We start from the raw sequence: 25,884 nt of genomic DNA, 5'->3' as shown, positions 1-25,884 counted from the left end.
CGGTGTTGCTGTTTTTCGCACTCTGCCTGGTGGGCGTGGCCATTGCCGGTTTCAGCGCCTTCGTTATTTTCTGGCCGCTGACGCTGGTGCATATCCGTGATCGGCATGCGGCGTTGACCGCGCAATGGGGAGAAGGCGCGTTTCTGAAGCCCGAAGCCCTGCGCTGGTTGCTTGCCCGAGGCTACCGCGCGCAGGCCGACGCCTCGTTGAGCGGGCTGGCCACGCCGGCGCGCATTTCGCTGATCGTGATGGTCGCGTCGCTGGCCCTGTCCGGCCTGCTGGCCCTGCTGGCCGCCGCGATCAAGTAAGGACTGCACAAGTGAGTGATGCCCCCATGCATGAATTCGTCGACACCTGGTACCTGGCCAGCCTGGGCCGCAACCTGATCTGGGCGCGCCTGCGCATCCTCGATGCCGGCACCGCCGAGGTGCTGGACAGCGACGGCAACCACCTGGCCTACGACAGCGAAGACAGCGCACGCAGCGCCCTGCTCGATGCCGAATTCGTCTCCTACGACGGGCTGGACGAGGACGACGCGCTGGCCCGTGGTTTCTCGCTGCAGCAGGTGCAGCCGCCGCAGGCCGACAGCGACGAAGCGCTGGTGCAGCGGATGGTGCAGACGCTCGGCGCGCGCGCCTGATTCCTCCCTCCTTCGCCGTCGTCCCGCCGCGAGTCCTTCGCCCATGTACACCCCGCGCGCCTTTGCCGAAACCGATCTGGGCGCGCTGGATGCGCTGATCGCACGCGATGCCTTCATCACCCTGGTGACGGTGGACGCCGACGGCCTGCCCTTCGTCAGCCATGTGCCGGTGCTGTATGGGCGCGAGGGCGATACCGTCTGGCTGGAAGGACACTGGGCCCGACCCAATCCGCAGGCTCGCCATGCCGGGCCGGCCCTGGCGATCGTGCACGGCCCGCATGCGTACGTGTCGCCAGGCTGGTATGCCGACAAGGAAGAAGCCGCACGCGTGCCCACCTGGAATTACGCGGTGGCGCATCTGCACGGCCAGTTGCAGCTGACCGAAGACACCGCGGCGCTGGCGTCGATTGTCGATCGCCTGAGCCAGCTCAACGAGCCGCGCGTGGGCCAGGACTGGCGCTTTGAACACGACCGCGACGATCATGTGCGGCAGCTGCGCGGCATCATCGGATTCCGCCTGCAGGTCCAACGCATCGAGCTCAAGTTCAAGCTCAACCAGAACCATCCCGAGGCCAACGTGCGCGGCGCCGCCGCCGCACTGCAGGCGCTGGGCCAGGACGAGGTGGCGGCGTTGATGCTGGATCGCCTGCCACGACGCTAGTCACGGGCCTGGCATACACTCGCCGGCATGGACCTCGACCTATCCCATCTTCACGCCCTGGTCTGCGGCGCCTCCGAAGGCATTGGCCGCGCCGCCGCCCATGAACTTGCCTTGCTGGGCGCCGACGTCACCGTGCTGGCGCGACGCAAGGACAAGCTCGACGAAGTAGTGGCGCAATTGCCACGCGTGCACGCGGACCAGCAACATGCGGCGCTGGTGGCTGATCTCGCCGATGCGGCCGGGTTGCGCGCGCAGGTGGAAGCGAGCCTGGCGACGCATGCGTTCCAGATCCTGATCAACAACAGCGGCGGTCCGCCGGCCGGGCGCGCCATTGCCGCCGAGGCCAGCGCCTACCTCGACGCGTTCCAGCGCCACCTGCTGGCGAACCAGCTGCTCGCCCAGCTGCTCGCCCCGGGCATGCGCGCGGGCGGCTGGGGCCGCATCGTCAATGTCATCTCGACCTCGGTGAAGGAACCCATCGCCAACCTGGGTGTGTCCAACACGATTCGTGGCGCGGTGGCCAGCTGGGCCAAGACGCTGTCGCGCGAACTGGGCGGCGACGGCATCACGGTCAACAACGTATTGCCGGGTTACACGCGCACGGCGCGGCTGCAGCAGATTCTGGCTGATCGCACGGCCGCCACCGGCAAGGACGAAGCCAGCATCAGCGCCGCCATGCTGGCCAGCGTACCCGCCGCCCGTTTCGCCGACGCCAGCGAGGTTGCCGCAGCCATCGCCTTCCTCGCCTCGCCTGCTGCCGGCTACATCAACGGTGTCAGCCTGGCGGTGGATGGTGGGCGCATGCAGTCGATCTGATCCGCATGGCCCGCGCTGCAACATGGCCTTCAACAGCCTCCGCGCTAAGCTTGCCGCATGCAGACCCTGACCCACTGGATTGACGGCCAACCGCGCCCCTCCTTCAACGGCCGCTGGCGCGAGGTGGTGCAACCGATCGACGGCGCCGTCTTCGCCCGCCTGGCCGACGGTGACAGCGACGATGTGCATGCCGCCGTGGAAGCGGCCGAACGCGCCGCCCCGGACTGGGCGGCACTGCGCAACAGCGAACGTGCGGCCTGGCTGGAAAAGCTGGCCAGCGCATTGGAAAGCCGCCTGCCGGAATTCGCCCAGGCCGAATCCCGCGACGGCGGCAAGCCAATTCGCCTGGCCCGCCAGATCGAAATTCCGCGGGCGGTGTCCAACCTGCGTTTCTTCGCCCACGCCGCCACCCAGTTCGGCAGCGAATCGCATCATGGCGAGGCCGGCCTCAACTACACCCTGCGCCAGCCGCTGGGCGTGGTGGCGACGATATCGCCGTGGAATCTGCCGCTCTATCTCTTCACCTGGAAGATTGCCCCGGCCCTGGCCGCCGGCAATACGGTGGTGGCCAAGGCCTCGGAAGTCACGCCGCTCACCGCCACCCTGCTGGCGCAATTGGCGCACGACATCGGCCTGCCGCCTGGCGTCTTCAACCTGGTGCATGGCGCCGGTCCGGAGGTGGGTGAACCGCTGGTGCTGGATGCGCGGGTCAAGGCGGTGTCGTTCACGGGCAGCACCCGCGTCGGCCAGCGCATCGCCAGTCTGGCGGCGCCGGCGCTGAAAAAGATCTCGCTGGAGCTGGGCGGCAAGAATCCCACCCTGGTGTTTGCCGACAGCGACTGGCGCGCGCAGCTGGATGTGATCGTGCGTTCGGCGTTCCAGAACTCCGGGCAGATCTGCCTGTGCGGTTCGCGCTTGTTGATCGAGCGCGGCATCTACGACGAATTCCGCCAGGCGTTCGCCGGCCGGGCCGCTGCCTTGCGCGTGGGTGCGCCTGACGAGGAAGCCACTGATCTGGGGCCGCTGGTATCGCAGGCGCACTTCAACAAGGTCAGCGCCTGCATCGAACGCGCGCGCGCCGAAGGCGGGCGCATCGTGCTGGGTGGGTCACCGTCTTCGCACGGCGGCTGGTTCGTCGAGCCGACCATCCTCGAGGGATTGGGTCCGGAGGCGGCCAGCAATCGCGAGGAAATCTTCGGGCCGGTGGTCACCCTGCAGGCGTTCGAGGACGAAGCCCAGGCGCTGGCGCTGGCCAACGCCAGCGACTACGGCCTGGCCGCCTCGCTCTGGACCCGCGATCTGCAACGCGCCCATCGTCTGGCCGCGCGCCTGCGCGTGGGCATGGTCTGGGTCAACACCTGGCTGATGCGCGATCTGCGCACGCCCTTTGGCGGCATGGGCCAGTCCGGCGTGGGCCGGGAAGGCGGCGCGGACGCCATGCGCTTCTTCACCGAGTCGCGCAATGTCGGCATCGCCGTCGACTGATCGCCCGCGTGGGCTGACGACCCGCGCGCCAGAGCGCACACTATGCAGCGCACCTCCGCGTGCCCTGCCCCTCCCCACTGGATGACGCCTGTGAGTGAACTGGAAAACCTGCTCCGCAACAATCGCGAATGGGCCGAGCGCATCAAGCACGAAGATCCGGGCTTCTTCAAACGCCTGTCGCAACAGCAGTCACCGCGTTATCTGTGGATTGGCTGTTCGGACTCGCGCGTGCCGGCCAACCAGATCCTGGGCCTGGACCCGGGCGAGGTCTTCGTTCATCGCAATGTCGCCAACGTCATGTCGCATGGCGATCTCAACTGTCTGTCGGTGATCCAGTTCGCGGTCGACATCCTCAAGGTCGAGCACATCCTGATCGTCGGCCATTACGGCTGCGGCGGCGTGCATGCGGCGATGACCGGCCTGCGCGTGGGCCTGGCTGACAACTGGTTGCGGCATGTTTCGGATGTGGCGCTCAAGCATGCGGCGCTGCTGGAGGAAGAAGACACCGAATCACTGCGCCATGCGCGCCTGTGCGAGCTCAACGTGATCGAGCAGACCTTCAATGTCTGCCGCACCACCGTGATTCAGGATGCCTGGGCGCGCAACCAGCCGGTGGCCGTGCATGGCTGGGTCTACAGCCTGTTCGACGGCCGCGTCCGCGAGCTGGGCATGGACGCCGATTCGCAGGAGGGCCTGCAGCCTGCCTACGAACGCGCGCTAGCCGGCATAGCCAAACGGGAACGTCCCTGATGACGGGCGTGGCCGGGAGTCCGGGCCGATGAGCGAAGGCATCCACGCCAGCGCCGCGCCTGCGCCAGTGGGCGCCTATCCGCATGCACGCCGGGTCGGGAACCTGCTGTTCCTTTCCGGCATCGGTCCGCGCGATCCGGCCAGCAATGCCATCCCCGGCAACGATTATTTCGCCGACGGCCGCGTGCGCGGCTATGACATCCAGGCGCAGACGCGCGCGGTGTTCGCCAATGTGCGCGCGGTGCTGGAAGCCAGCGGCGCACGCTGGGAGGATCTGGTCGATGTCACCGTCTACCTGACCGACATGAGCCGCGACTTTGCCGCCTACAACCACATCTGGGCCGAGTTCTTCCCGGACCCGGCGCGCGCACCCTGTCGCACCACCCTGGGCATCACCGCCCTGCCCACGCCCATTGCCATCGAACTCAAGTGCGTGGCCGCGCTGAGCGAGGACGCCTGACATGCTGCCCGGACCGTTGAACCTGCAGGCCTGGATCGAGGAACACCGCCATCTGCTCAAGCCGCCGGTGGGCAACAAGGTGATCTACGCAGGCGACTTCATCGTGATGGTGGTCGGCGGCCCCAACCAGCGCACCGACTTCCACTATGACGAAGGCCCGGAGTGGTTCTATCAGCTGGAAGGCGAGATGGTGCTGAAGATCCAGGAGGACGGTGCGGTTCGCGACATTCCGCTGCGCGCCGGCGAGATCTTCCTGCTGCCGCCACGCGTGCCGCATTCGCCGCAGCGCATGCCCGATTCAGTGGGCCTGGTGATCGAGCGCCGCCGTCTGCCGCATGAGCAGGACGGCCTGCTGTGGTTCTGCGAGCAGTGCAATCACACTCTCTTTGAGGAGTACTTCACGCTGAAGAACATCGAGACCGACTTCCCGCCGGTCTTTGATCGCTTCTATTCCTCGCGCGAACACCGCACCTGCAAAAGCTGCGGCCATCTGAATCCCGCGCCCGGCCGCTACGTGATGCCAGATACCTGATCCGACACCGCGCCGGGGTCAGCGATACGCGCCCGGCCCGCTCCACACCTTCTCGCCACGACGGTAGACGTCCTGGATGGTGAGCACCTGGCGGGCGTCGCCGATGCGCGCCATTTCCGGCGCGTCCGGTTCCAGCAGGCGGCACTTGCCCGAGGCCCGGTTGAGCGCGGTCTGCAGCGGGCAGACCATGTAGCGTTTGGTGCCGGGCAACGGCAGGAACAGTTCCTTCATGCCCTGCGCCTTCCACGCGCGCACCTGCATCTCGTTGCGCAGGTCGTAATAGACCTGGTAGCCGCCCACTTCCATGCTCGGCTCGGCGACGGTGATGTCGCGCTGGGTGCCCTGGTTGACCGCCGGACCGCGCGCCTGACCGGTGTTCTCCGGGGCCAGGTCTTCTTCGATCATGCCGGGCGGCCGTCCGGTCCAGCGCTCGGGGTGGCGTTGGGCGGGCGGGGCCTGTCGCGCGGCCGATGCGGGCGCCTGCTGCTGGCTCGGTTCCGGTTCCGGCGGTTGCACGGCCTCGGCGTCACGTCGCGTGGTGTTGGGCGGTGGCGTCTGCCGGCTGGCGGTGGCCGCCGGTGGATTGGGCGTGGGTGGACGCGTCGGCGGCGGACTGGGCGGCGGCGGCGTGGCCGTGCGGCTGTCGCCGATGTACTGCACCCGCATCCGGCTGCCACCGGCGGCGCCTTGTGGCGGGGTGACCATCGTCCGGGCGGTCCACAGCAGGATGAGCAGCATCAGCACGTGCAGCAACGCGCTGACCGTACCGGCGATATAGGGTTGCCAGCGTTCGATCCTGGACTCGGCCGCGCGCCGGGGGCCTGCGGGGGTATCGCTCATGCCTGCGGTGGGGCGTCGCTGTTGCGGGACGTCATGCGGCATCTACGAATGCGGCGGAGGGAGCCCCGTATCGTAGCGCGTCGGGATGCCGGATACCTGAGCTGCCCGCGCTCCGGTACCCTGTGTGCATCCAGGTACCGATTCGCGCAATGCTGAAGATCGACACCCATGCCCATTTCCTGCCGCGCGACTGGCCGGATCTGGCGCACAAGTACGGCGACATCCGCTTTCCGGTGATCCATCACGGTGACGATGGTCGCCATCGCATCTACAAGGACGGCAAGTTCTTCCGCGAGATCCTGCCCAAGACCTGGGATCCGCTCGAACGCATCAGCGATTACGCCGGCTTTGGCGTGCAGGTGCAGGTCATCAGCACGGTGCCGGTGATGTTCAGCTATTGGGCCAAGCCGCACCACGCGCTGGAACTGCACGCCGCGCTCAACGATCACACCGCCGCCGCCTGCCGCGACTATCCGCGCCACTACGCCGGCCTGGGCACGGTGCCGCTGCAGTCGCCGCGCCTGGCCATCCAGGAGCTGGAACGCTGCATGGATCAGCTGGGGCTGCAGGGCGTGCAGATTGGCAGCCACGTCAACGACTGGAATCTGGACGCGCCGGAGCTGTTCGATTTCTTCCAGGCCGCCAGCGAACTGGGCGCCGCGGTGCTGGTGCATCCCTGGGACATGATGGGCGCGGCCTCCATGCCCAAGTACTGGCTGCCCTGGCTGGTCGGCATGCCGGCCGAGCAGTCACGCGCGGTGTGCTGCCTGATCTTTGGCGGCGTGCTGGAACGGCTGCCGGAACTCAAGGTCTGCTTTGCCCATGGCGGCGGCAGTTTTCCGTACACGCTCGGGCGGATCGAACACGGCTTCAACATGCGCCCGGACCTGGTGGCCACCGACAACCCGCGCAACCCGCGCGAGTACATGAGCCGGGTGTATTTCGATTCGTGGGTGGCCGATTCGCGCGCACTGCGCTATCTGCTCGATACGGTCGGCACCGACCGGGTCATGCTGGGCACCGACTATCCATTCCCGCTCGGCGAGCAGGAACCCGGCGCCGGCATTGCCGCGCTGGGCCTGGACGAGGTCGAGCAGGCACGGCTTTATCATGGGACGGCGCTGGAGTGGTTGGGGTTGCCGGCGCATCGGTTTGCATGAGGATGCGTGCGGCATCATGCGAACCATGATGGCTGATGCATCATTTTCCTGGTTTTGGGCCTGAAGGCCCTCCTACATTTACTACCTACATGACTGAAGCGCTGTCCCGTACCCATGCCATCGCCCTCGACGCGGCCGATCCGCTGCGCGCACTGCGCAATGAATTCCTGATTCCCAAGCACAAGCACAACGAGCAGTTGTATTTCGTCGGCAACTCGCTGGGCCTGCAGCCGCGCGGCGCACGCGCGCAGGTGCTGGAAGTGATGGACAAGTGGGCAAATGAGGCGGTGGAAGGCCACTTCACCGGCGCCTCGCAATGGATGACCTACCACGAACTGGTGCGCGAGCCGCTGGCGCGAGTGGTCGGCGCGCAGCCGCAGGAAGTGGTGGCGATGAACTCGCTCACTGCCAACCTGCATTTGATGATGGTGAGCTTCTATCGGCCCACCCGCGAGCGCCCGGCGATCCTGATGGAAGCTGGCGCGTTTCCCTCGGATCGGCATGCGCTGGAATCGCAGGTGCGCTTCCACGGCTTTGATCCGGCCACCGACCTGATCGAACTGGAAGCCGACGAGCCCAATGGCACGATTTCGATGCAGGCCATCGAACGCGCGATTGCCGAGCATGGCCATCGGCTGGCGCTGATCCTGTGGCCGGGCGTGCAGTACCGCACCGGCCAGGCTTTCGACCTGGGCGAAATCGTGCGGCTGGGCCATGCCGCCGGCGCGGTGGTGGGCTTCGACCTGGCGCATGCGGTGGGCAACCTGCCCTTGCGCCTGCACGACATCAATGCCGACTTCGCGGTGTGGTGCCACTACAAATACCTGAACTCCGGTCCAGGCGCGGTTGCCGGCTGCTTCGTGCACACGCGCCACGCCGATACTGATCGTCCACGCTTTGCCGGCTGGTGGGGGCATGACAAACACTCGCGCTTCCGCATGGGCCCCGAGTTCCTGCCCACGCCCGGCGCGGAAGGCTGGCAGTTGAGCAATCCGCCGATCCTGGGTCTGGCGCCGCTGCGCGCCTCGCTGGATCTGTTCGACCGCGCCGGCATGGAGGCGATCCGGGTCAAGTCGGTGCAGATCACCGGTTTCCTCGAGGCGCTGATCCGCGCGCGCATCGGCGACGTGCTGGAGATCATCACCCCGGCCGAGCCGTCGCGCCGTGGCGCGCAGCTGTCGTTGCGCGTGGCCGGTGGCCGCGAGCGCGGCCGCGAGCTGTTCGATTACCTGGCCTCGGTCGGCACCCTCGGTGACTGGCGCGAACCGGACGTCATCCGCATCTCGCCCGCTCCGCTCTACAACCGTTATATGGACGTCTACCGCTTTGTCGAAGAAGTCGAAGCCTGGCGTGGGTTCTGAAGGAACTAGCCGCTTGAACAAGCCCGCAGATCGCTCGCTCACCCTGATCGGCGCCGGCCTGGCCGGCGCCCTGCTCGCCACCCTGCTGGCGCGCAAGGGTTGGCAGGTGGATGTCTTCGAGAAGCGCGGCGACCCGCGCCAGCAAGGCTACGCAGGTGGCCGCTCGATCAACCTGGCCCTGGCCGAACGCGGTCGCCATGCGCTGCGCCAGGCCGACGCCGATGAAGCGGTGATGCGGCAGGCGGTGATGATGCGCGGGCGCATGGTCCACAGCCGCGAAGGCCAGGTGCAGTTGCAGCGCTACGGCCGCGATGACTCGGAAGTGATCTGGTCCATCCACCGCGGCGATCTCAACATCACCCTGCTGGACCTGGCCGAACAGGCTGGCGCCCGCCTGCACTTTCACCGCCGCCTGGATCAGGTCGACTTCGAACGGCGGCTGGCGCATTTCACCGACGAGCAGAACGGCGGCGCGCACCTGGTCGAATTCCAGTCGCTGGTGGGCGCCGATGGCGCCGGTTCCTCGCTGCGCGCGGCCATGCTGCGCGAGCGCGACCTGGGCGAACGCACCGAGTTCCTCGATCACTCCTACAAGGAGCTGGAAATCCCGCCCGATGCCGAAGGCGAGTTCCAGATCGAACCCAACGCCCTGCATATCTGGCCGCGCGGGCACTACATGTGCATCGCCCTGCCCAACGATGAAAAGACCTTCACCGTCACCCTGTTCCTGCCCAATGCAGGCGAGCCGAGCTTTGCCAGCGTGACCACGCCGGCGCAGGCGCGGGCCTTGTTCGAGCGGGACTTTGCCGATGCGATCCCGCTGATCCCCGCGCTGGAGCAGGACTGGCAGCGCAATCCGGTCGGCCTGCTGGCCACGCTGTATCTGGACAGCTGGCATATCGACGAGCGTGCCGTGCTGTTGGGCGACGCCGCCCACGCGATGGTGCCCTTCCACGGCCAGGGCATGAACTGCGCGTTCGAAGACTGCGTGGCGCTGGCCGAACACCTGCAACGCACGCCCGACCGCGCCGCCGCCTTTGCCGCCTTTGAACGCGAGCGCCAGCCCAACGCCGCCGCGATCCAGGCAATGGCGCTGGAGAACTACGTGGAGATGCGCGACAAGGTCGACGACGCCGACTTCCTTTTGCAACGCGCGCTCGAGCGCACGCTGCAGGAGCGGCACCCCGGTCGCTTCGTCCCGCATTACACGATGGTCAGCTTCATGCGCATCCCCTACGCGCAGGCGCTGGAGCGCAGCGAAATCCAGCGCGAGCTGCTGGTGCAGGCCACGCGCGGGCACGATTCGCTGGAACAGATCGACTGGGCAGCGCTGGATGCGCAGATCCTGCAGCGCCTGTCGGTGCTCGACGATGTCCCGGGCCAGGGTGGGCCGCGGTGACGGCGAGCTTTCTCTTCTACGATCTGGAAACCTTCGGCGCCGATCCGCGCCGCAGCCGCATCGCCCAGTTTGCCGGCGTGCGTACCGACAGCGACTTGAACCTGATCGAAGACCCGCTGGATTTCTTCGTCAAGCCGGCCGACGACCTGCTGCCCTCGCCCACCGCCACCGTCATTACCGGCATTACTCCGCAGCAGGCCCTGCGCGACGGCGTCAACGAAGCCGAAGCGATGTCGAAGATCGCCGAGGCGATGTCGCGGCCGGAGACCTGCAGCCTGGGCTACAACTCGCTGCGCTTTGATGACGAGTTCGTCCGCCACGGGCTGTTCCGCAATTTCTTCGACCCGTATGAGCGCGAATGGCGCGGCGGCAATTCGCGCTGGGATCTGCTGGACGTGATGCGCTTGATGCACGCGCTGCGCCCGGACGGCATCCAGTGGCCCAGGCGCGAGGACGGCTATACCTCGTTCAAGCTGGAACAACTGGCCCTGCTCAATGGCGTACGCGACGGCGACGCCCACGAGGCGCTGTCCGACGTGCTGGCCACCATCGGCCTGGGCCGGCTGATGCGGCAGGCGCAACCGCGGTTGTGGGAGTACGCGCTCAAGCTGCGCGACAAGCGCTTTGCCGCCAGTCTGATCGACACCACCGCAATGACTCCGCTGCTGCATATTTCCCAGCGCTATCCGGCGCAGCGCATGTGCGCGGCCATGGTGCTGCCGCTGGCGCGACATCCGCAGTACGACAATCGCGTGCTGGTGTTCGATCTGGACGGCGACCCTGAGGCGTTGCTCAGCCAGGACGCCGAGGCCATTGCCGATCGCCTGTACACGCCACTGGCCGATCTGCCCGAGGGCGAAGTGCGCGTGCCGTTGAAGGAAGTCCATCTGAACAAGGCACCGGTGCTGGTGGCGCAGGCGCATCTGCGTGCCGCCGACTATCAGCGCCTGGGCATCGACGCCGATGACATCGCCCGTCGCGCCGAACGCCTGCGCGCCGCGGGTCCGGCGCTGGCCGAAAAGGTCCGGCGGGTGTTTGCCGGCGAGCGCGCCTACGACACGCCGGATGTGGACGCTTCGCTGTATGGCGGCTTCCTGGGCGATGGCGATCGCCGGCGCTTTCCTGAAATCCGCAGCGCCCGCCCAGCGGACCTGGTGGGCCGCGACTTCGGCTTCAAGGATGCGCGCCTGCCCGAGCTGCTGTTCCGCTATCGCGCCCGCAACTGGCGCCAGAGCTTGACCGCGGACGAACACACGCGCTGGGATGATTACCGACGTCGACGCCTGGGCAGCGACAGTGGATTGTCCGAGCACAGCTTCGAGACCTTCCACGCCGAGATCGCCACCCTGCGCATGACGCCCACCCCCGACGGTCGCCGCCAGGCCCTGCTGGATCAGTTGCAGGACTGGGGGCGCGAGCTGGAGCAGAGTTTGTGAGCACGTATTTCAGTGACGCCAGTTTCAAGTTCCTGCGTGGACTGGCCCGCCACAACGACAAGACATGGTTCAACGAGCACCGGCAGCAGTACGAAGACCACGTGCGCCAGCCGTTCCTGCGCCTGCTGGTGGATCTGCAGCCGGCCTTGGCGGAAGTCAGCCAGCATTTCCTCGCCGACCCCAAGACCGTCGGCGGCTCGCTGTTCCGCATTTATCGTGACGCGCGCTTCTCCACCGACAAGTCGCCGTACAAACCCTGGCAGGGCGCGCGCCTGTACCACGAGCGCCGCAAGCAGGTGGCCGCACCGTCGTTCTACATCCATCTGCAACCGGGCCACTGCTTTGTCGGCGCCGGGCTGTGGCATCCCGAGCCGCCGACGCAACGGCGGGTGCGCCAGTTCATCGTCGACAACCCGGGCAGCTGGAAGGCGGCGGCGCATGCGCCGGCGTTTCGCAAGCGCTTCGATTTCGATGAGAGCGAACTGCTGAGTCGCCCGCCGCGCGGCTTTCCGGCCGACTTCGCCTTCATCGACGATCTGAAGCACAAGAATTTCGTGTTCCTCCGCGCCGTGGAAGACAGCGTGATGACTGGCCCGCGCCTGCGCGAGACCCTGGCCAAGGACCTGGTGGCCCTGGGCCCGTTCGTGGACTATCTGTGCGCCGCCCTGGATCTGGAGTTCTAGCGATGAAGAAGTGGATCGCCCTGGCGCTGGTGCTGGTGTTGGCCCTGGTGGGTTATGTGGCCGCAGGCCCCTATCTGGCGATCAACGGCATCCGCACGGCGTTGGCCGAGCAGGACACCGCCAAGCTCGAACGGCATGTGGATTTCCCGGCGTTGCGGGTCAACCTGCGCGCCCAGTTCGAGGATTACCTGGCCCGCCGCGCGGGTCCGGAGATGCAGTCCAATCTGTTTGGCGCATTCGCCTTGTCGGTGGCCAACAATCTGATTACCAGCGGCGTGGATACGCTGGTCACGCCGCTCGGCATCGGCGCGCTGCTGCAGGGCCGCTCCACCTGGAAGAAGGCCACCGGCCAGACCATCGGCGGCGACAGCTATGCGCCGGCGCAACCGGCCGATCCGCTGCGCGAGGCCACCCATCATTACGAATCGCTGTCGCGCTTCACCGCCACGGTGCGGGACGATGATGGCGACCCGCTGGTGTTTGTGTTTACCCGCCAGGGGCTGCGCTGGCGGCTGACGGATATCCGCCTGCCGCTTCGGGGCTGAAGCCCCTCCTACAAATCGTTGGCCACGCCGTGTGGCACGTGGCCGGCGGCGACATGCGCCAAGGCACTGTCGATGTTGTGCTGGGAGTCGTCGAAGAAGATGTCGGCGCCAAAGGCTTCCAGGAACGGACCTTTGTGGCGACCGCCCAGGAACAGCGCCTCGTCCAATCGCACGCCCCATTCGCGCAGGGTGCGGATGACCCGTTCGTGTGCAGGCGCGGATCGGGCGGTGACCAGCGCGGTGCGGATGGGCGAATGCTCGCCGGCCGGAAACACCTGCTGCAACTGGTGCAGGGCCGACAGGAAACCCTTGAACGGGCCACCCGACAGCGGCGCGCGCGCATGCTCGCGCTCGTGGCGACCAAAGGCCTCCACGCCCTGCTCGCGCGAAATGCGCTCGCTCTCATCGCCGAAGATCACCGCATCGCCGTCAAAGGCGATGCGCAGTTGATCCGCGTGTTTCTGCTGGTGCATCTGCGCCGGCAGGATCGTCGCCGCGGCGATGCCGTGCTCCAGCGAGCGCCGCACCGAATCCGGATTGGCCGACAGGAACAGGTCGGCGCCGAACGGGCGGATGTAGGGCCAGGTGGGTTCGCCGGAGGTGAACACGGCGCGCACGATCCCCAATCCGTGATGCTGGATGGAGTTGAAGATGCGCAGGCCGGTATCGGCCGAGTTGCGCGAGAGCAGGATCACTTCCACCCGTGGCGTCGCCGGATCGGCGCCCACGTTCAGTGCCAGCAGTTTGCGCACCACCGGGAACGCCACGCCCGGCGCGAGCACCGCGTCCTCGTGTTCGCGCTGGTAGGCGCTGTAGGCCTCCAGCCCCTCGTCTTCCCACAACGAATGACTCTCTTCGAGATCGAACAGGGCGCGCGAGGTCACCGCGACGGTCAGCAAACGGGGCGTGTTGTCGGACATGCGTGCAGTATCGACCATCCCCGCCCGCTTGCGCGAGCGGAGATCACCGCCGTGCAGGCCAGCCGTCAGAGATCGCTGGAATTGACGAACAGGCGCGTGGGCGGACCGCGCAGGTAGCCGTGCGTCACCGCCCGCACTTCCAGTTCCAGGCGCAGCGGTTTCTGCTCGCCGGGCGGCACATCCGGCCACAGAAACAGCAGGTTGACGCGGCGGCTGGTGCTGGTCACCGCGACCGGTTCTGCCGGAAAGATCGCCGGCACGTCGTCGCCGCCGACAACGCGGAACTCGAAGCCGACCTGATCCAGCTTGTAATCGCCGCGTGGCCAATCCAGGCGGATGCCGAGCAGGCCCGAGCCGTCACAGGACCCGGCAGCGCCGCCCAGTCCACGGGTAATTTCGGTGACCTTGAGCTCAGGCGCCTGCAAGGTCTCGTCCGGTGCATTGGCCGGTGCTGCGCCAGCCTCCAGCGCGAAGGGCAACAGGTTGGTGTTCAAACTACAGGCGCCCGCCATCGGTGCGGGCAACAAGGCCAAGATTCCCCACAAGCCCCAACGTTTCATCCCCTGACTCCTCTCAAGTCCCGTTCAACCGTGCGCCATTCCTCCCAATGCCGCACGGAACCCTGATCCGCGACGCTCCCCGCGTCGCCCCCTGTTGCAAGCCCACTAGACCACGAATTGCTCGCTGAGGATACGTTCCTCCAGATTGTGCTCGGGATCAAACAACAGGGTCACGGTTCGATCCTGCGATTCGCGGATGGTCACTTCCAGCACGTCGCGCACTTCATGCGAATCGGCCGTGACGCTGACCGGTCGCTTGTACGGGTCCAGCACCTGGAAGCGCACCTCGGTATCGGCGCGCAGGATCGCGCCACGCCAGCGCCGCGGACGGAACGGCGCGATGGGCGTCAAGGCGATGGTGTGCGAGCCCAGCGGCAGGATCGGCCCGTGCGCGGAAAAGTTGTAGGCGGTGCTGCCGGCAGGCGTAGCGGTCAATACGCCATCACAGATCAATTCATCCAGGCGGGTCTGGCCGTTCAGATCGATGCGCAGGTGCGCGGCCTGGCGGGTCTGCCGCAGCAGCGAGACTTCGTTGTAGGCCAGCGAGGCGATGGTCGCCCCCGACTCGGTCAGGGCGTGCATCTCCAGCGGACGCAGCTTGGCCGGTTCGGCGTTGGCGATGCGCTCCAGCAGGCCATCGGCGCGGTACTGGTTCATCAGGAAGCCCACCGTGCCCAGCTTCATGCCGTACACCGGTTTGCCCTGGCTGCCGTGGCGATGGAGGGTGTGCAGCATGAAGCCATCGCCGCCGAGCGCGCACAGCACCTCGGCCTCGTCAGGCGCGTGGCGACCGTGCAACGCGGTCAACGTCTCGAGGGCTTGCTGGGCTTCTGGCGCCGGGCTGGCGAGAAACGCGATGCGGGGGCTCGGGCTCATCCGTGGATCTCTGGAATCGAGTCCAGAGGATAAAGCATTCAAACGACAGCCCCTTCCCCAGCGTGCGCGGGAACCCTCACCCCAACCCCTCTCCCGGAGGGAGAGGGGTTCTCGGGACTTACGACTGCGCCAACTGACCCAAGCGCTGCACCGCCACCGACGCGGTCGGATAGTCCAGCGTCTTCTGCGCGGCCAGCTCGTTGAGCATCGCCAGGGTGAAACGCAGTCCGGCGTCGTCGCGCTGCAGCCAAGCCTGGACCTTGGCATCGGCGGTGGCGCCCGGCATCGACAGCACCTGGTTGGTCAGGGTGCGCTGGTGGTTGGTCAGTTCATCGCGCAGCACGCCGCGTGCCACCGCATGCCAGCGGCCATCCACCTTGAGTGCCTCGACCTGGTCCAGCAACCACGGCAGGTGCAGGGCTTCGCCCAGGCGGTAATGGACCTTGGACACTTCCACCGGCTTGAGCTTGCGCGAACGCGCCAGTTCGATGATGTCGCAGGACGGTTCCAGGTACGGCAGGGCCGCGATCTGGCCGGCCAGACCGGCCGGCAGCCCCTTGGCGCGCCATTCCTGCAGGCTGGCGTTGTAGGCCGGACGCAGCGAATCGGGCAGCACGCCGTCGGCGGCGCGGATCTCGTTGAAGCCTTCGTAGTAGCGCTCCACCGCCGTGGCAATGGCCGTAATCGGACCCTGCCGGGTCAGCAGCCAGCGGGTGAAGGTGCGCTGCACCGACCAGATCACCTGCAGGGCATCGATCTGCACCGACTCGGGCACCTTGCCATCCAGCGCGTCGATCTGGTTCCACAACAGGCGCGCGTCCAGGGTCTCGCGGGTGATGGTGAAGGCCTTGGCCACTTCGGCCGGGCTGCGGCCTGTGTCTTCCTGCATGCGCAGCAGGAAGGTCGCGCCCATCCGGTTGATGGTGGTGTTGGTCACCGCGGTGGCGATGATTTCGCGCTTCAGGCGGTGCTTCTCCATTTCGTCCGCATACTTCTTCTGCAGCGGCTTGGGGAAGTAGCGCTGCAGTTCCTTGGACAGGTACGGATCTTCCGGAATGTCCGAGTCCAGCAACTGCTGGAACACCACCAGCTTGGAGTACGACAGCAACACCGCCAGCTCCGGTCGGGTCAGGCCCTGCCCGCGCGCCTTGCGCTCGGCCAGTTCGGTATCCGACGGCAGGAACTCGATCTGGCGATCCAGCAGGCCCTGCGATTCCAGGGTCTGGATGAAGTGCTGCTTGGATCCCAGGCGCGAGACGCTCATGCGCTCCATCAGGCTCAGGGCCTGGTTCTGGCGGTAGTTGTCCCACAGGACCAGGTCCGCCACTTCGTTGGTCATGTCGGCGAGCAGCTTGTTGCGTGATTCCATCCGCAGCTTCTTCGACTGGACCACGCCATTGAGCAGGATCTTGATGTTGACCTCGTGATCAGAGGTGTCCACGCCGGCGGAGTTGTCGATGAAATCGGTGTTGAGCAGTACGCCATGTTGGCCGGCTTCGATGCGGCCCAGCTGGGTCATGCCCAGGTTGCCGCCCTCGCCCACCACCTTGCAGCGCAGGTCACGGCCATCCACGCGCAGGCCGTTGTTGGCGCGATCGCCGACGTCGGCATTGGATTCGGCACTGCTCTTGACGTAGGTGCCGATGCCGCCGTTCCACAACAGATCCACCGGCGACTTCAGGATGGCGCTCATCAGCTCGTTGGGCGACATCGACTTGACGCTCTCCGGCAGATCCAGCACCTCACGCACCTGCGGGGTGATCTCGATCGACTTGGCACTGCGCGGATGGATGCCACCGCCCTTGGAGATCAGCTTGGCATCGTAGTCGGCCCAACTCGAACGCGGCACGGTGAACATGCGTTGGCGCTCGATGAAGCTGCGCGCCGGATCCGGGGTCGGGTCCAGGAAGATGTGGCGGTGATCGAAGGCCGCGACCAGCTTGATGTGCTCGGACAGCAGCATGCCGTTGCCGAACACGTCACCGGACATGTCGCCGATGCCCACACAGGTGAAGTCCTCGGTCTGCGAATTGCGGCCCATCGCGCGGAAGTGGCGCTTGACCGACTCCCAGGCGCCACGCGCGGTGATGCCCATGCCCTTGTGGTCATAGCCGACGGAACCGCCGGAAGCGAAGGCGTCGCCCATCCAGAAGTTGTGCGCGATGGCCAGGCCGTTGGCGATGTCCGAGAACGTGGCCGTGCCCTTGTCGGCGGCCACCACCAGGTACGGATCGTCCTGATCGTGGCGGACCACGTCGAGCGGCGCGACGATGCGGTTGTTGACGATGTTGTCGGTGATGTCCAGCAGGCCCTGGATGAACATCTTGTAGCAGGCGATGCCTTCGGCCAGCTGCGCATCGCGATCGCCCCCGACCGGCGGACGCTTGACGAAGAAGCCGCCCTTGGCGCCGACCGGTACGATCACCGTGTTCTTGACCATCTGCGCCTTGACCAGGCCCAGCACCTCGGTACGGAAGTCTTCGCGACGATCCGACCAGCGCAGGCCGCCACGGGCAACCGGACCGAATCGCAGGTGCACGCCTTCCACGCGCGGGCCGTAGACGAAGATTTCGCGGTACGGACGCGGCTTGGGCAGATCCGGCACGCGTGCCGAATCGAACTTGAAGCTGATCGTGTGGGTGGGTTGGCCATTGGCACCGAGCTGGTAATAGCTGGTGCGCAGGGTGGCGTCGATCGCGCCCATGAAGCCGCGCAGGATGCGGTCTTCGTCCAGGCTGGACACGCGATCGAGCAGCTTGATCAGCGCCTTGTGGGTGCTGGCGATCTGCTCCTCGCGCTTGCCTTCGCGCGCGGCCAGCATCGGGCGCAGCGCCGCCAGGGCGGTTTCGTCGCCTTGCGCCAGCACGCGCAGCTGGGCGGCGAAGTGTTCCTGGCCGGCGCGGATCTCGGCCTTGCTCTCCTTGCCGGTACGCGGATCGAAGCGCGCCTCGAACAGTTCCACCAGCAGGCGCGCCAGCAGCGGATAACGGTTGAGCGTTTCTTCCACGTAGGCCTGCGAGAACGGCACGCCGGTCTGCTGCAGGTACTTGCAGTAGCCGCGCAGCATGGCCACCTGGCGCCAGTCCAGGCTGGCGCCCAGCACCAGCCGGTTGAAGCCGTCGTTCTCGGCATCGCCCTGCCAGACGCGGGCAAAGGCTTCCTCGAAGGCGCTGTGCAGGCGCTCGGTCTCGACCGGGCCACCGACGGGTTCCACTTCGAACTCCTGGATGTAGACCGGCGTGGCGCCGGCATCCAGGCGGAACGGATGTTCGGACATGACCCGCAGGCCCATGTTCTCCATCAGCGGCAGCGCGTCGGACAGCGGGATGTCGTTGCCCTGGCGATACAGGTTCAGGCGCAGGCGGCCTTCGCCGGCACGCGGGCGGCGCGAACGGTGCAGGCTCAGGCGCAATGCGTCCGGGCCGGTGAGCGCAGCCAGGTGTTCGACGTCGTTGGCGGCGAACTCCGGCGACACGGTCTCGATGTAGCCGGCCGGCAAGGCGCGGCCATACTCGTTCATCAGCTTCAGGCCCTGGCTTTCGCCATGGCGGCTGATCAGGGTCTCGCGCAGATCGTCCTGCCAGTTGCGCAGCAGGTGGGCGATGTCGGCTTCCAGCGCCGCGGTATCCACGTCGACCTGTTCGCCGGCCTTGGGCCGGATGGTGACGTGCAGCTGCGCCAGCGGCGATTCGCCCAACTGCACGTTGGTGTCCACGTACTCGCCATGCAGCGCCTGCTTGAGCAGGGCTTCGATGCGCAGGCGCACGTCGGTGTTGAAGCGATCACGCGGAATGTACACCAGCGCCGAGAAGAAGCGGCCGTAGCGGTCGCGGCGCAGGAACAGCTTGCTGCGCACGCGCTCCTGCAGGCCGAGGATGCCCATCGCGGTGCGGTTGAGCTCTTCCTCGTTGGACTGGAACAGCTCTTCGCGCGGCAGCGTTTCCAGGATATGCCGCAGCGCCTTGCCGCTGTGGCTACTCGGCGACAGGCCGGACTGGCGCATCACGAATTCGTGGCGCTCGCGCACCACCGGGATTTCCCACGGGCGGCGGTTGTAGGCGCTGGAGGTGTACAGGCCAATGAAGCGCTGCTCGGCGATCGGCACGCCCTTGGCGTCGAATTCGAGCACGCCGATGTAGTCCATGTTGCCCGGGCGATGGATGTTGGAGCGGCGGTTGGTCTTGGTCAGGATCAGCGCGTCGACCGAACCGGACTGCGGCATGTAGTGCGCGGCCAGGCTCTTGACGTTGCGCGGGGTGGTGGTGTCCTTGGCCCGCAACAGGCCCATGCCGCTGCCTTCCACGGCGCGCAGGATGCCTTCGCCATCGCCCTTCTCCACCCGGTACTCGCGGTAGCCGAAGAAGGTGAAGTGATCATTGGCAGCCCAGCGCAGGAATTCCTGCGCCTCGCGGCGGCCGGCATCGCTGATCGGCAGGCGGCGGGTGGCCAGGTCATCGGCCACGGCCAGCATCTTCTCGCGCATCGGCGACCAGTCGCGCACGCTGCCGCGCACTTCTTCCAGCACGCCGCGGATGCGCGCTTCGATGCGCGGCATGTCGTCGGCTTGCTGGCGGTCAATTTCCAGCACCATCAGCGATTCGGCCTTGCCCTCGCCCACCGAGGTGACCTTGCCCGACTTGTCACGGGTGAAGCGCACCAGCGGGTGGCCCAGCACATGCACGCCCACGCCCATGTCGGCCAGGGTCATGCTGACCGAGTCGACCAGGAACGGCATGTCGTCGTTGATGATCTGCAACACGGTGTGCGGCGAATCCCAGCCATTGGCCTGGGCGGTGGCGTTGAACACGCGCACGTTGGCCGTGCCCGGCTTGCGCTGGCGCGCGAAGTCCAGCATGTCCACCGCCAGTGCGGCCCACGCGGCCGGACCATGGTTGGGATACTCGTCGGCTTCCATGCGCTTGTAGAACGCTTCGGCAAAGGTCTGCGCCTCATCCTGGCGGGCCACCGCCACCCGCTTGCGGATGGCCGCGAAGATCGGTTGCAGGCTGAAGCCCGCCGCCGCGCGCTTGGCCAGGCCACCCGCGGCCCGCTTGGCCGCCACTGCCACCGGTCGGACCGTCACCTTGCGCGCAGGCGCCCTTTTGCTGGTCGCCGGCTTGACCGCCGGTGAGGTCGTCGTCTTCTTGGCAACCACCTTCTTCACCGCCTTCTTGGCGGGCGGGGTGGACTTGGCCGGGGTCGACGATTTGCGGGCTTTCTTCGAACTGCGCACAGCGTTCATTCGGTTTGGGACTCAACGATTGGTAATCGAATGGTCATTGTATCGCCGCAAGTGATGACCCCTTTGTTGCGTGGCGGCAAAAATCCGCGGGCCACAAGCGGGCCAACGGGGGTGGCATGTCTGTTTTCCGCACGGAGTGATGTGGCGTGGTCGTCGCTACGACGAAGCGGGTGATCCGGACGCGCGTTTCGACGAGCCGCCCGCCTGCAAAAAAATTCGCGGACGAAGGAGCCAATGGGTTCGCCGCCGGTGCGCCACTGCGCCGGCCGGTCCGGTCGGCCGTGATCGCCATCGCGGAATCACCACGTCCGGACTGATCGTCGTACGACTGCCATACCGGGCCGGGACACTGCCCTCGGCCCCCCATCCGCAGGCCACGCAGGCCCGGTGCGCCTGGCTTTGTCCACAGATAAGCGGGCAACGCAAGACTTCTCACAAACTAAACTGGACGGTATAGTCCAATCCGCATGCCTTCCTTCCTGCCCTCTTTCGCCGCCATCCAGCGGCGACAACGCGTCCACGCTGCCGTGAGGGAACTCATGTCAGAACAGGGCTTCCGGATCAGCATGGAGGCCGTGGCCGCCCGCGCCGGCTGCTCCAAACAGACGCTCTACGCGCAGTTTGGCAGCAAGCAGGCGCTGCTCCGCAGCGTCATCGACGAGAACCTCGACCTGGCGACGGTGCGCCTGGACGAGCCCGGCGACGACTTGCGCGGTACGCTGATCGCCTTCGCGATGGAGCACCTGGCCCACCTGTGCGATCCTTCGGTCGTTGCCACCAGTCAACTGCTGACTGCCGAAGCCCACCAGTTTCCCGAAGAAGCGCAAGCGCTGTACCGAGATGGTTGTGACGCACTGGTGCAACGGCTAGCCACCTGGTTGGCCGCCGCCATGCAACGCGGACAACTACGTCATGACGATCCGCACTTGGCCGCCGAATTGCTGTTGAGCATGATCGTCGGCCTGGATTTTGAACGACAGCGCTTTGCCGTTCCGCATCGGCAAAGCGTGATGGCCCGCCGCCGTTGGGCTGGCTTCGCCACTGATACGTTCCTCCGCGCGTTCTCCGCCGAGTCCACCGGCGCCGCGGCTTCCCCATAAGAAAGCTTTCGAAAAAAAGCACCCAGACCCAACGCATTCAATTCTGACCCGGAGCTCCACGATGACCGCCCCCCGTTCCGTCGCCCTCCTCTGCGCCATCACGCTGGCGCTGGCCGCCTGCAAGAAAGAAGAGCAGATGCAGATGCCCACGCCTGAAGTCGGCGTGATCAAGGCCACCCCGCAGTCGGTGCCGCTGACCCGCGATCTGGTCGGTCGCCTGTCGCCGTTCCGCAGCTCGGATGTGCGCGCGCGCGTGCCCGGCGTGCTGCTCAAACGCGTCTACCAGGAAGGCACCGACGTGAAGGAAGGCCAGGTGCTGTTCCTGATCGATCCGGCGCCGCTGCAGGCCTCGCTCAGTGCAGCCCAGGCCAACCTCGCCTCGGCCCAGGCCACCTACGCCAACGCCAAGGTCTCGGCCGATCGCGCACGCCAGTTGGCGCCGCAGAACTATGTGTCGAAGTCGGACCTGGACAATGCGCAGGCCGCCGAACGCAGTGCCGCCGCGGCCGTGCAGCAGGCACGCGCCAGCGTCGACAGTGCGCGCATCAACCTGGGTTACACCAAGGTCACCGCGCCGATCTCCGGCCGCGCCGGCAAGCAGCAGGTCACCGAAGGCGCGCTGGTCGGCCAGGGCGATACCACCCTGCTGACCACGGTGGATCAACTGGATCCGCTGTACGTCAACTTCTCCCTGAGCGTGTCGGAGATCGAAGCGCTGCGCTCGGCCGCCAGCAAGGGCGGTGTTGAACTGACCGGCACCGGCAATGCCAAGGTGCAGGTGGTGCTGACCGATGGCAGCGTGTACGAAGAGGAAGGCACGCTGGATTTCTCCGGCGCGGTCGCCGATCCGGCCACCGGCGCCATCCAGCTGCGTGCGCGCATCCCCAATCCGAAATCGGCGCTGCTGCCGGGCATGTTCGTCACCCTCAAGGCGACGCTGGGCGAGCGCAAGAACGCGTTCCTGATTCCGCAGGACGCCGTGCTGCGTGACGCCGCCAGCGCCTATGTGTTCGTGGTCGGCGCCGACGGCAAGGTGGTGCGCAAGAACATCACCGTCGAAAGCCCGCGCGATGGCAAGTGGGTGGTGCCCTCCGGCCTGGCCGCCAATGATCAGGTGATCGTCTCGGGCGTGCAGAAGGTCCAGGACGGCGCGCAGGCCAAGGCCACGCCTTGGAAGCCGGCCGCACCAGCCGGCGGCCAGCCCGCCGCCGCCAAGTAAGGATTTACCCCCATGCCTAAATTCTTCATCGACAAACCCATCTTTGCCTGGGTGGTGGCGATCCTGATCTCGCTTGGCGGCGTGATCGCGATCTTCGGCCTGGGCGTCGAGTCGTATCCCAACATCGCGCCGCCGCAGGTGGTGGTCAACGCGACCTACCCCGGCGCCAGCGCCGAGACCACCGAGCAGGCGGTGACCCAGGTCATCGAGCAGCAGCTCACCGGTATCGACAACCTGCTGTATTTCAGTTCGTCGTCCAACTCCAACGGCGGCGCCAGCATCACCCTGACCTTCCAGACCGGCACCGATCCCGATATCGCCCAGGTCCAGGTGCAGAACAAGGTGGCGCTGGCGCAACCACGCCTGCCCACCGAAGTGGTGCAGCAGGGCGTGGTGGTGGCCAAGGCCAACGCCGGCTTCCTGATGGTGGCGGCGTTGCGTTCGACCAATCCCTCGGTGGACCGCAACCAGCTCAACGACATCATCGGCTCGCGCGTGCTCGATCAGATCGCGCGTATCCCCGGCGTCGGCAACACCCAGCAGTTCGGTAGCGAATACGCCATGCGTATCTGGATGGACCCGAACAAGCTGCAGGGGTATGGCCTGTCCACCACTGAAGTGCTGAACGCGATCCGCGGCCAGAACGTGCAGTTCGCCGCCGGTTCGATCGGCGCCGACCCCGCGCCGGAAGGCCAGGGCTTCACCGCCACGGTCACCACCGAAGGCCGCTTCACCGCCCCGGATCAGTTCGAGAACATCATCCTGCGCGCTGACGCCGACGGCACCACCGTGCGCCTGAAGGACGTCGCCCGCGTCGGCATCGGCGCCACCAGCTACGGCTTTGACACGCAGTGGAACGGCGCGCCCACCGGCGGCTTCGCGGTCATGCTGCTGCCCGGCGCCAATGCATTGAACGTGGCCGGCGCCATCCGCGCCAAGATGGACGAACTGCAGCCGAGCTTTCCGCAGGGCGTGACCTGGTTCTCGCCGTATGACAGCACCTCGTTCGTGCGCATCTCGATCGAGGAAGTGGTCAAGACCCTGTTCGAAGCCGTGGTGCTGGTGTTCCTGGTGATGCTGATCTTCCTGCAGAACCTGCGCGCGACGATCATCCCCACCCTGGTCATCCCGGTCGCCCTGCTGGGTACGTTCCTGGGCATGACGGTCATCGGCTTCACCATCAACCAGCTGACCCTGTTCGGCATGGTGCTGGCGATCGGCATCGTGGTCGATGACGCGATCGTGGTGATCGAGAACGTCGAACGCATCATGACCGAGGAAGGCTTGCCGCCCAAGGAAGCCACGCGCAAGGCGATGGACCAGATCACCGGCGCGGTGATCGCGATCACCGTGGTGCTGTCGGCGGTGTTCATCCCCTCGGCGCTGCAAGGCGGTTCGGCCGGTGAAATCTACAAGCAGTTCGCCCTGACGATCGCCATTGCGATGATGTTCTCGGCGTTCCTGGCACTGGGCTTCACCCCGGCGCTGTGCGCGACCCTGCTCAAGCCCACCGAACACCACAAGTCCAACTTCATCTTCCGCACCTTCAACAAGTACTACGACAAGGTCCAGCACACCTACGTCGGCCATATCGGCAGCGCGGTCAAGCATGCACCGCGCTGGATGATCGCCTTCGCCGGCCTGGCGCTGTTGTGCGGCTTCCTGTTCACCCGCATGCCCGGCAGCTTCCTGCCCGAAGAAGACCAGGGCTATGCACTGGCGATCGTGCAGTTGCCGCCCGGCGCCTCGATGGCGCGCACCGACAAGGTGTTCACCCAGGTGCGCAGCGTGCTGGAGAAGATGGAAGGCTTCGAGGGCATGATGCAGGTCACCGGCTTCAGCTTCGTCGGCCAGGGCGAAAACGTCGGCATGGCCTTCATCAAGCTCAAGGACTGGGGCGACCGCGACATCGATGCGGCCACCTTCATCCAGCAGGCCAACGGTGCGCTGTTCGGCATCAAGGAAGCCGGCATCTTCGTGGTCAACCTGCCCACGGTGAATGGCCTTGGCCAGTTCGGCGGTTTCGACATGTACCTGCAGGACCGCACCGGCCAGGGCCAGGAAGCCCTGACCCAGGCGCGCAACATCCTGCTGGGCAAGGCGGCCGCGAAGCAGGATCTGCTGACCGGCGTGCGCCCGAATGGCCTGGAAGATGCACCGCAGCTCAAGCTGACCGTGGATCGCGTGCAGGCGCAGGCGATGGGCCTGCAGCTCAACGACATCTACAACGCCATCGGCCTGATGCTGGCGCCGGTCTACGTCAACGACTTCTTCTACGAAGGCCGCATCAAGCGCGTGTCGATGCAGGCCGATGCGCCGTATCGCACCGGGCCGGATTCGCTGGACAACTTCTACACCCCCAGCAGCCTGCAGAACGGCGCGATGATTCCGCTGAGCAACGTGGTCAAGGCCGAGTGGGAAACCAACTCGCCGTCACTGACCCGCTACAACGGCTATGCGGCCGTCAACATCGTCGGTTCGCAGGCCCCCGGCCGCAGCTCGGGTGAAGCGATGAAGGCGATGGAAGACATCGTCGAGCAGGATCTGCCGCAGGGCTTCGGCTTTGACTGGACCGGCATGTCGTACCAGGAAATCCTGGCCGGCAATACCGCCACGTTGCTGCTGGTGCTGTCGATCGTGGTGGTATTCCTCTGCCTGGCGGCGCTGTACGAGAGCTGGTCGATTCCGGTCTCGGTGTTGCTGGTGGTGCCGTTGGGCGTGCTGGGCGCGATTGTGTTCGCCCTGTTGCGCGGCCTGCCGAACGACATCTTCTTCAAGATCGGCCTGATCACCATCATCGGCCTGGCAGCGAAGAACGCGATCCTGATCGTCGAGTTCGCGGTCGAGCAGCGACGCGAGGGCAAGACCCTGCGCGATTCGGTGATCGAGGCGGCGCGCCTGCGCTTCCGTCCGATCCTGATGACCTCGTTTGCCTTCATCATGGGCGTGCTGCCGATGGCCATCTCCACCGGCGCCGGCGCCAACGCACGCCATGCCATCGGTACCGGCGTGATCGGCGGCATGGTGTTCGCCACGTTCCTGGGCCTGCTGTTGATTCCGGTGTTCTTTGTCGCCGTGCGACGGATGCTGGGCGACAAGATGGACGAGCCGTCGAAGGAGTTCATGGCCCATCATCGCGAGCCGACGTCGCGCTGAGTCAAGGCAAGCGACAAAAGAAAACCCCGGCTCCGGCCGGGGT

General features: G+C 66.3%; 22 protein-coding genes. 17 read left to right on the top strand and 5 right to left on the bottom strand.

Going from position 1 to position 25,884, the window contains the following annotated elements; all coding sequences use genetic code 11:
- Positions 1 to 2 precede the first annotated feature (2 nt).
- The 8 genes from B5X78_RS17575 to B5X78_RS17540 all read left to right on the top strand — a co-directional run bounded on the left by B5X78_RS17575 (position 3) and on the right by B5X78_RS17540 (position 5,344).
- On the top strand, positions 3 to 308 hold the full coding sequence (locus B5X78_RS17575; protein ID WP_079726024.1) for a hypothetical protein: 306 nt from the start codon (positions 3 to 5) through the stop codon (positions 306 to 308).
- A 26-nt stretch (positions 309 to 334) separates the two neighbouring features.
- A complete protein-coding gene (locus tag B5X78_RS17570) occupies positions 335 to 640 on the top strand; it encodes a hypothetical protein (protein ID WP_079726023.1) in 306 nt (101 codons plus the stop codon).
- A gap of 43 nt (positions 641 to 683) precedes the next feature.
- Positions 684 to 1,301 (top strand): FMN-binding negative transcriptional regulator, encoded by a 618-nt coding sequence (locus tag B5X78_RS17565; protein ID WP_079726022.1) that lies wholly within the window; start codon positions 684 to 686, stop codon positions 1,299 to 1,301.
- A gap of 27 nt (positions 1,302 to 1,328) precedes the next feature.
- On the top strand, positions 1,329 to 2,117 hold the full coding sequence (locus tag B5X78_RS17560) for an SDR family oxidoreductase (protein ID WP_079726021.1): 789 nt from the start codon (positions 1,329 to 1,331) through the stop codon (positions 2,115 to 2,117).
- A gap of 57 nt (positions 2,118 to 2,174) precedes the next feature.
- Positions 2,175 to 3,602 (top strand): aldehyde dehydrogenase, encoded by a 1,428-nt coding sequence (locus B5X78_RS17555; protein WP_079726020.1) that lies wholly within the window; start codon positions 2,175 to 2,177, stop codon positions 3,600 to 3,602.
- A gap of 90 nt (positions 3,603 to 3,692) precedes the next feature.
- Positions 3,693 to 4,352 carry a carbonate dehydratase gene (gene can, locus B5X78_RS17550; RefSeq protein WP_079726261.1) on the top strand — a complete coding sequence of 220 codons (660 nt, stop codon included), beginning with the start codon at positions 3,693 to 3,695 and terminating at the stop codon, positions 4,350 to 4,352.
- Between the two features lie 28 nt (positions 4,353 to 4,380).
- Positions 4,381 to 4,812 carry a RidA family protein gene (locus tag B5X78_RS17545; protein ID WP_079726019.1) on the top strand — a complete coding sequence of 144 codons (432 nt, stop codon included), beginning with the start codon at positions 4,381 to 4,383 and terminating at the stop codon, positions 4,810 to 4,812.
- Position 4,813: 1 nt separating this feature from the next.
- The gene (locus tag B5X78_RS17540; protein ID WP_079726018.1) at positions 4,814 to 5,344 is read left to right on the top strand and encodes a 3-hydroxyanthranilate 3,4-dioxygenase; all 531 of its coding nucleotides are present in this window, start codon (positions 4,814 to 4,816) and stop codon (positions 5,342 to 5,344) included.
- A gap of 18 nt (positions 5,345 to 5,362) precedes the next feature.
- Here B5X78_RS17540 and B5X78_RS17535 read toward each other — a convergent pair whose 3' ends face one another.
- Positions 5,363 to 6,184, bottom strand: a complete 822-nt coding sequence (locus B5X78_RS17535) for a hypothetical protein (protein WP_079726017.1) — start codon at positions 6,182 to 6,184, stop codon at positions 5,363 to 5,365.
- Between the two features lie 149 nt (positions 6,185 to 6,333).
- Between B5X78_RS17535 and B5X78_RS17530 the strand changes: the two genes are divergently transcribed.
- The 6 genes from B5X78_RS17530 to B5X78_RS17505 all read left to right on the top strand — a co-directional run bounded on the left by B5X78_RS17530 (position 6,334) and on the right by B5X78_RS17505 (position 12,768).
- On the top strand, positions 6,334 to 7,344 hold the full coding sequence (locus tag B5X78_RS17530) for an amidohydrolase family protein (protein WP_079726016.1): 1,011 nt from the start codon (positions 6,334 to 6,336) through the stop codon (positions 7,342 to 7,344).
- Between the two features lie 89 nt (positions 7,345 to 7,433).
- Positions 7,434 to 8,705, top strand: a complete 1,272-nt coding sequence (kynU, locus tag B5X78_RS17525; RefSeq protein ID WP_079726015.1) for a kynureninase — start codon at positions 7,434 to 7,436, stop codon at positions 8,703 to 8,705.
- Between the two features lie 13 nt (positions 8,706 to 8,718).
- A complete protein-coding gene (locus tag B5X78_RS17520) occupies positions 8,719 to 10,104 on the top strand; it encodes an FAD-dependent oxidoreductase (protein WP_079726014.1) in 1,386 nt (461 codons plus the stop codon).
- Positions 10,101 to 11,540: an exodeoxyribonuclease I gene (gene sbcB / locus B5X78_RS17515; protein ID WP_079726013.1), complete on the top strand. Its 1,440-nt coding sequence runs from the start codon at positions 10,101 to 10,103 to the stop codon at positions 11,538 to 11,540. The genes B5X78_RS17520 and sbcB overlap by 4 nt, the downstream gene beginning before the upstream one ends.
- Positions 11,537 to 12,223, top strand: coding sequence for a DUF2461 domain-containing protein (locus tag B5X78_RS17510; RefSeq protein ID WP_079726012.1), 687 nt, complete (start codon positions 11,537 to 11,539; stop codon positions 12,221 to 12,223). The genes sbcB and B5X78_RS17510 overlap by 4 nt, the downstream gene beginning before the upstream one ends.
- Before the next feature lie 2 nt (positions 12,224 to 12,225).
- Entirely contained in the window at positions 12,226 to 12,768 is a 543-nt protein-coding gene (locus tag B5X78_RS17505; protein WP_079726011.1) for a DUF2939 domain-containing protein, read from the top strand.
- A gap of 8 nt (positions 12,769 to 12,776) precedes the next feature.
- On the opposite strand, the gene B5X78_RS17500 is transcribed toward B5X78_RS17505, so the two are convergent.
- The 4 genes from B5X78_RS17500 to B5X78_RS17485 all read right to left on the bottom strand — a co-directional run bounded on the left by B5X78_RS17500 (position 12,777) and on the right by B5X78_RS17485 (position 20,366).
- Positions 12,777 to 13,688 (bottom strand): 5'-nucleotidase, encoded by a 912-nt coding sequence (locus B5X78_RS17500; protein WP_079726260.1) that lies wholly within the window; start codon positions 13,686 to 13,688, stop codon positions 12,777 to 12,779.
- A gap of 65 nt (positions 13,689 to 13,753) precedes the next feature.
- Positions 13,754 to 14,248 (bottom strand): hypothetical protein, encoded by a 495-nt coding sequence (locus B5X78_RS17495; RefSeq protein WP_139381616.1) that lies wholly within the window; start codon positions 14,246 to 14,248, stop codon positions 13,754 to 13,756.
- Positions 14,249 to 14,353: 105 nt separating this feature from the next.
- A complete protein-coding gene (locus B5X78_RS17490) occupies positions 14,354 to 15,124 on the bottom strand; it encodes an NAD kinase (RefSeq protein WP_079726009.1) in 771 nt (256 codons plus the stop codon).
- A 118-nt stretch (positions 15,125 to 15,242) separates the two neighbouring features.
- Positions 15,243 to 20,366: an NAD-glutamate dehydrogenase gene (locus B5X78_RS17485; RefSeq protein ID WP_079726008.1), complete on the bottom strand. Its 5,124-nt coding sequence runs from the start codon at positions 20,364 to 20,366 to the stop codon at positions 15,243 to 15,245.
- A 467-nt stretch (positions 20,367 to 20,833) separates the two neighbouring features.
- On the opposite strand from B5X78_RS17485, the gene B5X78_RS17480 reads away from it, so the two are divergent.
- The 3 genes from B5X78_RS17480 to B5X78_RS17470 all read left to right on the top strand — a co-directional run bounded on the left by B5X78_RS17480 (position 20,834) and on the right by B5X78_RS17470 (position 25,841).
- The gene (locus tag B5X78_RS17480; protein ID WP_079726007.1) at positions 20,834 to 21,466 is read left to right on the top strand and encodes a TetR/AcrR family transcriptional regulator; all 633 of its coding nucleotides are present in this window, start codon (positions 20,834 to 20,836) and stop codon (positions 21,464 to 21,466) included.
- 61 nt (positions 21,467 to 21,527) lie between these two features.
- Complete coding sequence (locus B5X78_RS17475; RefSeq protein WP_079726006.1) at positions 21,528 to 22,685, top strand: efflux RND transporter periplasmic adaptor subunit; 1,158 nt, start codon at positions 21,528 to 21,530, stop codon at positions 22,683 to 22,685.
- A 12-nt stretch (positions 22,686 to 22,697) separates the two neighbouring features.
- Positions 22,698 to 25,841 (top strand): multidrug efflux RND transporter permease subunit, encoded by a 3,144-nt coding sequence (locus tag B5X78_RS17470; protein WP_079726005.1) that lies wholly within the window; start codon positions 22,698 to 22,700, stop codon positions 25,839 to 25,841.
- Positions 25,842 to 25,884 lie beyond the last annotated feature (43 nt).

Source organism: Pseudoxanthomonas indica, assembly GCF_900167565.1.
In the GTDB taxonomy this organism is placed as follows: domain Bacteria; phylum Pseudomonadota; class Gammaproteobacteria; order Xanthomonadales; family Xanthomonadaceae; genus Pseudoxanthomonas_A; species Pseudoxanthomonas_A indica.
The sequence above is the reverse complement of the archived record's forward strand: the minus strand, read 5'-3'. Positions and strand labels throughout refer to the sequence as shown.